This window comes from Deinococcota bacterium, from assembly GCA_030858465.1.
Classification (GTDB): Bacteria; Deinococcota; Deinococci; order Deinococcales; family Trueperaceae; genus JALZLY01.
In genome coordinates this window covers 1-6,329 of sequence record JALZLY010000271.1, presented here as the reverse complement: position 1 = coordinate 6,329, position 6,329 = coordinate 1, and the positions used below count along the sequence as shown (strand labels likewise).

General features: G+C 66.0%; 8 protein-coding genes. 5 read left to right on the top strand and 3 right to left on the bottom strand.

Translation table 11 applies throughout. From position 1 onward, the window contains the following. On the bottom strand, positions 1-226 hold a 226-nt coding region (locus M3498_13680), incomplete at its 3' end, for a hypothetical protein (protein MDQ3460327.1). 183 nt (positions 227-409) lie between these two features. Between M3498_13680 and lspA the strand changes: the two genes are divergently transcribed. Further along, positions 410-931: a signal peptidase II gene (lspA, locus tag M3498_13675; GenBank protein ID MDQ3460326.1), complete on the top strand. Its 522-nt coding sequence runs from the start codon at positions 410-412 to the stop codon at positions 929-931. 92 nt (positions 932-1,023) lie between these two features. Here the strand turns inward: lspA and prmC are convergent, their stop codons facing one another. Together prmC and M3498_13665 are read right to left on the bottom strand one after the other, a co-directional pair. Next, complete coding sequence (gene prmC, locus M3498_13670; protein MDQ3460325.1) at positions 1,024-1,890, bottom strand: peptide chain release factor N(5)-glutamine methyltransferase; 867 nt, start codon at positions 1,888-1,890, stop codon at positions 1,024-1,026. Positions 1,891-2,012: 122 nt separating this feature from the next. Further along, positions 2,013-2,186: a hypothetical protein gene (locus M3498_13665; protein ID MDQ3460324.1), complete on the bottom strand. Its 174-nt coding sequence runs from the start codon at positions 2,184-2,186 to the stop codon at positions 2,013-2,015. A 39-nt stretch (positions 2,187-2,225) separates the two neighbouring features. On the opposite strand from M3498_13665, the gene M3498_13660 reads away from it, so the two are divergent. The 4 genes from M3498_13660 to M3498_13645 form a co-directional block, all read left to right on the top strand. After that, positions 2,226-4,895: a PIG-L family deacetylase gene (locus M3498_13660; GenBank protein MDQ3460323.1), complete on the top strand. Its 2,670-nt coding sequence runs from the start codon at positions 2,226-2,228 to the stop codon at positions 4,893-4,895. A gap of 105 nt (positions 4,896-5,000) precedes the next feature. Then, on the top strand, positions 5,001-5,477 hold the full coding sequence (locus M3498_13655; protein ID MDQ3460322.1) for a TlpA family protein disulfide reductase: 477 nt from the start codon (positions 5,001-5,003) through the stop codon (positions 5,475-5,477). Between the two features lie 26 nt (positions 5,478-5,503). Next, positions 5,504-5,959, top strand: coding sequence for a hypothetical protein (locus M3498_13650; protein ID MDQ3460321.1), 456 nt, complete (start codon positions 5,504-5,506; stop codon positions 5,957-5,959). Between the two features lie 4 nt (positions 5,960-5,963). After that, a partial coding sequence (locus M3498_13645) for an ATP-binding cassette domain-containing protein (GenBank protein MDQ3460320.1) occupies positions 5,964-6,329 on the top strand: 366 nt, incomplete at its 3' end.

The following is a 6,329-nucleotide window of genomic DNA, read 5'->3' as shown; positions in this document are numbered from 1 at the left end:
AGCTCGGGTTGAAGACGCGTACCGACAGCTCCTCGGGTCTTTTGGCCTCTAGGAACGTGAGCGCGCCGACCGTCATGGCCAGCAGGCTTTCGGGGTCGAAGTCCTGCAAAAAGTCAGGGCTGGCCTTCTCGAAGAGCGCTTGGGACAGAGCCTTGAGCAGCTCTGTCTGGCCGCCCTGCAGGGTCTCGTCGATCGCGCGTTGGATGTCTTTTACGGTCGCCGTCATCGTGGGCGCCTCCTAAAGGGTGTTTGGCATAAGTCTCTTTGGGCATAAGTCAAGGGCATAAACCTGTGAATATGCTGGAAGTATACCGGAAGCACCCTGGCAAGAACCCCAAAAGGGCGGAAAAGGAGAACACAGCGCGAGCCCTGCTCAAGCGCCGCTGATGGCTGGGGTATACTGAGCTTCATGGCTCTCGCCGTTGCCGGGCTCCTCATCGTCCTCGACCAGCTCAGCAAGTTCTGGGTCGTTCACAACCTGCCCCTAGGCGGGCCCCGCGAACCGCTCGCTCTGGGCTTTCACCTCACCTATGTCCGCAACACCGGCGCCGCCTTCGGCATCCTTCAGGACGTGACCTTGCTGCTGAGCGTGCTCTCGGCCGTGGTCTCGGCGGCCATTCTCTACGCGCTGCTCCGTCACGGCCGGAGGATGCCGCCCTTGCAGCGCTGGGCCTTCGCGCTCATCTTCGCCGGCGCCGTCGGCAACCTGATCGACCGCATAAGGCTGGGTTACGTCATCGATTTCATCGACTTCTATGTCCCCGGCGTCATCGACTTCGCCGTCTTCAACGTCGCCGATGCCTCTGTGGTCGTGGGCGCGGGGCTCTTGCTCCTGGCCGCCTTGACCGATAAGGGCGAGAAAGCCAGGCCGGATGAGCAGAGGGAAGAAGGGCTCGAGAGGCGAGGATTGGGCTCGCCGCCCAACCGCTGACGGCCGCGGTTGCGCGGCAGCCCGAGGAGGATAGAGCCTGATGCCTGCAGAAGACGTTCTACGGAGGATCAGCCCTACTGGCTGATTCCTTGTCAGCGCTCGAGCACGAGAAAGCGTGCCCGGCCCAAGAGGTCGGCCTCGAGCTTCCGTTCCGTCCAGCGCGTCGCCTCTGCCAGCGCCTTTTGGCTGTTGCGCGGGTCGAGCTCGAGCATCATCCTCACGCCCGGCTTGACAAGCCCAAAGGCCTGGGCCTCGAGGCTACGAAAGTGCGCCAGGCCGTCCTCGCCCGAAAAGAGCGCCTCGGCCGGGTCCGCCCGCACCTCGGGCGAGAGCCACGCCCTGTCCGTCTCGGGCAGATAGGGCGGATTGCTGAGCAGCAGGTCGGCCCCGCGCACGGCTTCCTGCAACGCCGGCGCCCCCAACAGGTCCGACCGAACGAAATCAACCTCGAGGCCGAGGCGCCGGGCGTTGTCCCGGGCGACCTCGAGCGCCTCCGCCGAGAGCTCGCTGGCGCTCACGGCGGCGTCTGGCCGCTCGGCCTTGATGGCCAAGGCGATCGCCCCGCTGCCCGTGCCCACGTCCACCACCCTGGGCTGTGGAACGCCTGTGAGCGCCTCCAGGGCGAGCTCGACGAGCCGCTCCGTCTCGGGGCGGGGAATGAGCACGGCCGGAGACACCGTCAGCTCGAGCCCGTAGAAGTAGGCTACGCCGAGGATGTGCTGCAGGGGCTCACGGCGGGCGCGGCGGCCTAGCTGGGACAGGTACAGGGTCCATCTCTCAAGGCTCAGGGGGCGGTTGCGCTCGAGCATCACGGCAGACCTGGATATCCCCAACAGCTGCCCGAGCAGGCTGACGCCGTCCTCCCAGGGGTTGTCCACCCCGGCGGCGTCAAGACGCTCTTGCGCCAGGGCCATCGCCTCGGCGACGGTGGCCACGTGACGGCTAACCAGCTCAGCCATCAGCTCCCTCGAGCTCGCTCAACACGATCTCACCCGACCACTATACCAACTTGCGCACAGCGCTCTAGCCTCCGCGGACGGGTTTCTCCTGCGTTGACAAAGCAGGGCCACTATTTTATACTCTATTTTAATATAGTTTTAAAAACCTCTATTTTTGCTTCCGACCCGCTCTGTATGGCTTTACCCATCGCCTCGTGATCCCACCGCTCCGGTACGTTGGTCACGATCGAGGTCACGATCGAAAGGAAGGTGAGAGGCTGGCCGATTTCCATGCTGTGCAGGGGCACGTTCCACATGAAAAACCCTATGAAGGACCCAATGAAAGGACCAAGCGAATGTCACCAAGGAAACACCCTCTGAGGCTTCTTGTCCATCGCTCTATCAGCCTCGTCCTGCTCATCTCCCTTGCCGTCGTCGCCGCTCAGAGCCTCACCGACGAACGCGTCTTGCAGCAGGAGAGTCAGCGCGGCGTCATCGAGCTCTGGGAGGCCCTGACCCCCTTGAAGTCGATCGCTTCCCAGATGACCACCGGCGCTCACCCCGACGACGAACGGAGCAGCCTGCTGGCGCTCCTGTCGCGCGGCCAGGGGGTGCGCGTCATCACCGTCACCGCCAACCGCGGCGAGGGCGGCCAGAACTCGATCGGCACCGAACGCTACGACGCTTTGGGCGTCCTCCGCAGCCACGAGATGGAGGAGGCCAGCCAAGCCTTCAACGTCGAGCTCTACTTTCTGAGCGAGAGCTTCGACGACCCCATCTACGACTGGGCGTTTTCCAAGTCGGCCGTGGAGACGATCCAGCTCTGGGGCGGTGACGTCCTCATGGAGAAGCTCGTCCGCGTCATCCGCGAGAGCCGCCCCGACGTGATCTTCACCAACTTCCAGGACGTCTGGGGCCAGCACGGGCATCACCGCGCCGCGTCGCTGGCGACCGAGGAGGCCTTCCGCCTGGCGGCCGATCCCGAGGCCTTCCCCGAGCAGCTCGAGGGGGGCTTGCGCCCTTGGCAGGCCAAGAAGTTCTACCTGCCAGCCGGCCGCGGCAGCGGCCTGGCCGAAGAGGAGTTGCCGGCCACCCTGGTCATCGACATCGGCGACTACGACCCGATCTTCGGTGCCTCCTACGATCAGCTGGGCCAGCAGTCGCGGGCCTACCACCGCAGCCAGGACATGGGCCGCTGGGCCGATGAGGGGCCGCGGACCACCGATCTCTATCTGGCCGATGCGGTCATCGAGGTCGCCAACCAGGAGACCTCCATGTTCGACGGGCTGCCCCAGACGCTGCAAGACCTCGCCGAGCTCGTTGCCGACGAGGCCCTGCGGAGCGCGATCCGGCAGGCGGATGAGCACATCCAAGAGGCCCTCGGCGCCTACCCCGACTCTGGGCGCGTCAACGCCGCCGTGACGAGCGCGCTCGCCGAGGTCCGCGAGGCGCGCGCACAACTGAGCAGCGCAGCGCTCGACGAAGAGCTCGCCTATGACCTGGGCTTCCGGTTGGGGCTCAAGGAAGCCCAGCTGCAGCACGCCCACCGCGTCTCCGCGCTCTTGGTGCCGCGCCTTACCGCCGGCGCCGCCGAACTCACCCGCGGCGCCACCACCGAATTCACGCTCATGGCCTTTGTGGGCGGCCAAACCCCGCTCGAGAACGTCACCTTGGAGCTCGAGGTGCCTGACGGCTGGACGGTCGAACGCCTCCTGGAAGACGACGCCGCCGATGATACCGCGGAAGCCGACCTGCTCGCTCAGCGCGGGACGCTCGGCTACAACGAAACCATGACCGCGACGTTTGCAGTCACGGTCGCCGCGGACGCCCCCTTCTTTCACCCCTACCGCCGCTACATGCATCCTTTCGACGCCAACAGCGACATCCAGGGCGTCATCAGCTACGAAAGCGGCGGCGAGGCGGTCCGAGTGGCGGTCGATCCCGCCGAGACCGTGGCGGTGCTTCCCGACCTGTCGATCCGCGCCAACCCTCAAAACCTCGTCTACAACCTGCTGCAGCCCGACGCTCCCCTGACGCTCGACGTGGCCGTGACGAGTTACCTGAGCGGCGAAGCCGACAGCACCCTGAGCGTGGTCGCGCCGGAGGGCTGGGGGGTCGAGCCCGCCGAACAGGCGGTTTCCTTTAGCCGCGGCGGCGATGTGCAGGCGGTCTCGTTCACCCTCTTGCCCCCCGAGGGGCTGGCGAGCGGCTCCTACGACTTTGAGATAGTGGCCGACGGTGCCGCCTCGTCCGCGAGCTGGGTGCGGGTGGTCGACTACCAGCACATCGACCGCTCCTACATGGTCCTGCCCGCGACCGTCAACGTCCAGGCCTTTGAGGTGGTCTTTGACGAGAGCCTGCGGGTCGGCTACGTCGACAGCGGTGTCGACCTCGTCCCCGAGGCGCTGCGCCGGATCGGTGTGCAGGTCGAGCTGTTGAGCGGAGACGAGCTGACCAGCGGCGACCTCTCCGGTTATGACACCATCATGGTCGGCGTCTACGGCTACCGCTTGCGCCCGGATTTGGCGGCGGCCAACGAGCGCCTGCTCGAGTGGGTCCGTAACGGCGGCAACCTGGTCGTCCAGTACCACCGCCCCTTCGACAACTGGGACCCGAACAGCACCCCGCCCTACTTTCTCCAGCACGGCACGGTCTCGATCCTCTCGCGGGTCACCGATCACCAGGCACCGGTCGAGTTCCTGGCCGCCGGTCACCCGCTCTTGAACGCTCCCAATGAGATCACCGAAGCCGACTTCGACGGCTGGATCAAGGAGCGCGGGCTCTACTTCCCCGACGAGTGGGCGGAGGAGTACACCGAGCTGTTCTCGATCACCGACCGAGACTGGCCCGACACCCCCGAGGAGACGCCGTTCCTGGGTTCGGTCCTCACCGCGGAGCTGGGCGCGGGGCGCTACACCCACACCAACCTCGTTTTGCACCTGCAGATCGAAGAGAACGTCCCCGGCGCCTACCGCCTCTACGCCAACCTCATCACGCCGCCGCAGCCCAGCGCGGCCGAACGCTAAACTCGTGCGAGGGACGGAATGCATTTGATTTCGTCCCTCGCGCCCACTATTTTGCCGACGTTCTATCTCGTCCTCGTCAAGGCGTTTTATGATTGGAGGTCAGAAATGCTCCAGCTACTTCTCGCCCTCACGAGTTTGAGCCTGGGTGGCGCGCTGGGGGAGATCCGGGTTCGGGACTGGGCGGACGACACGTACACGCTCGCCGAGCTGAGTACGCAAGGCGCCATACCAGACACCGCCATACCAGACACCGCCATACCAGACACCGTGGTCGTGAACGTCTGGGCGACCTGGTGCCCGCCCTGCCGTGAGGAACTCCCCTGGCTCCTCGACTACCACGAGGCGGGGCGCATTGCCCTCCTCGCCGTCAACCTCGGTGACGCCCACGGTGCCGTGGCGCGCTTTTTGGCCGACGAGGGGCTCGAGCTCCTGCCGGTCTACTTCGCGTCGCACCGGGAGTTGCAAGCGCTCAGGCTCCCCGGCCTGCCGGCCAGCTACGTCGTGCGGAAGGGCGAGCTGGCGGGTGTTCACTACGGCCCCCTCAGCCCCGACGACTTGGCAAGGCTCCTCGAGGAGGAATGATGCCTGCAAAGATGCCTTACCCAAAGATGCTCTATCCAAAGATGCCTTACCTGTTGACGTTCGCCGTGACCCTCGCCCTCAGCCTCGCTCTCAGTCTTGGCGCGGCCCAGGCGCCGCTCGAGCTGGGGGCCTTCCACGCGCGCGTGGTGATGGGCGGGATCGAGTACTCGGACAACCTCTTGGCGCTCGAGGGCGAGAGGGTCGAGCTCACCGGCTTCATGGCGCCGCCGCTAAAGCCCAGGATCGACTGGTTTATGCTGACGCGCTTTCCCATGCTCACCTGCCCGTTTTGCTCGGACGCGGCCGACTGGCCGCCCGACGTCGTGCTGGTGGTTCTCGAGGACGGCCGCAGGATGGACGCCCAGCACAACAGCGATCCGCTGCGGATAGTAGGACGGCTCGAGCTCGGCGTCGATAGCAGCGTCGAGGCGGGCCTCAGCCTGATCCGCATCTACGCCGAGCGGGTCGAGCGGGTGCGCTAATACCGTGATCCGCGCTCTGAACGTTAGGCACCGGTTCCGGCGCGCGCGCGAGCGGATCACCCTGAGTTTCCCGGACTTCACGCTGGCGAGTGGCGAGCAGGTCGCGGTGACCGGCCCCTCGGGGAGCGGCAAGACCACGCTCCTGCACCTCTTGGCGGGGCTCTTGGTCGCCAGCGAAGGCGAGGTGTGGGTGCACGGCCAGAACCTCTCGCGCCTCGGCGAAGCCGAGCGCGACCGCTACCGCGCCAGGCGCGTGGGCTACGTCTTCCAGGACTTCCACCTGATCGAGGGCTACACCGCCACCGAAAACGTCGTCGTCGGGCTCGGCCTGGCGGGGGTTGGCGGGCCGCACAGGCTCGAGCGGGCCCGG